General features: G+C 67.0%; 1 pseudogene. It reads right to left on the reverse strand.

What is annotated here, in order from left to right:
* Nucleotides 1–23 precede the first annotated feature (23 nt).
* A pseudogene (locus tag ACLJT4_RS42415) lies at nt 24–1,015 on the reverse strand (IS5 family transposase).
* Nucleotides 1,016–1,092: the final 77 nt, after the last annotated feature.

A 1,092-nucleotide genomic window follows, 5' to 3' on the forward strand; every position in this document is an offset into this window, starting at 1 on the left:
CTAGGGCGCGTATTGAGTTGTGATCAATGGCTGGTTTGAGCGAGGTCCTTGATCCAGATCATGGAGGCGCGAAGATGAAGGCCGGCGAGGTAGCTGTCTGGGGTCTTGTCGTAGCGGGTGGCGATGCCGCGCCACGCCTTGAGCTTGTTGATGAGGCGCTCGATGGTGTTGCGCTCCTTGTAGAGCGCGGCGTCGTGGCTGACCGGCCGACCGCCCCGGCGGCCCTTGTTCTTCCGGTGGGCGGCCTGGTCCTTCTTCTCCGGGATGACCGCCTTGATGTTGCGTTTGCGCAGGTAGGTGCGGTTGCTGCGGGAGGAGTATGCCTTGTCTGCGGCGACCGCGTCCGGGCGGGTGCGGGGACGGCCGACGGTCAGCCGGACGCGGAGCTTGCCCAGTACGGGGATGAACTGCGGGCTGTCGGCGGCCTGGCCGACGGTCAGCGTGAGCACGAGCGGGCGGCACGTGCGGTCACCCGCGACGTGAATCTTGCTGGTCTGCCCTCCCCGCGAGCGGCCCAGCAGGGCGGCCTTCAGGCGGAGCCTGCGGCGCCGCCGGACACGTCTGCGCTCGGCGTCTTGGGCGTCCTGTTCGGCTTGTTCCTCTTCGCCGCCCCCTTTGAACGGGCCTTCTCCGCCTGTGTGGCGGCCTCCTCCAGGGCGTCAAGGACATCGGGATCGAGGTGCATCCCGGCCGCGTCGTGGTGGGCTCGCGCCGTGGTGGAATCCACGCTGACCAGCGACACGTCCACCTTGTCCCGCTTGGCCGCCTCGGCGATCAACCCCTCCAACAGGGCCTCGAAAACACCAGCGTCCCGCCACTGCCGGAAACGGTTGTGCACGGTGGACCAGGCACCGAACTCGGCCGGCATCTCCCGCCACTGCGCTCCCGTGCGAAACCGCCAGATCACGCCCTCGAACTGCTGCCGCAGCCTTGCGGGATACGGACCGTACTCGCCGATCGGCAGATACGGCTCGATCAACTCCCACTCTTCATCCGCCAGTTGCACCCGTGTCATGCACTCCGGGATACCGGATCCACCCTTACCGCGAGGGCGAATCCCACAGATTGATCACGACTCGATACGCGCCCTAG

It is taken from the genome of Streptomyces sp. x-19 (genome assembly GCF_046549115.1).
In the GTDB taxonomy this organism is placed as follows: Bacteria; Actinomycetota; Actinomycetes; order Streptomycetales; family Streptomycetaceae; genus Streptomyces; species Streptomyces albulus_C.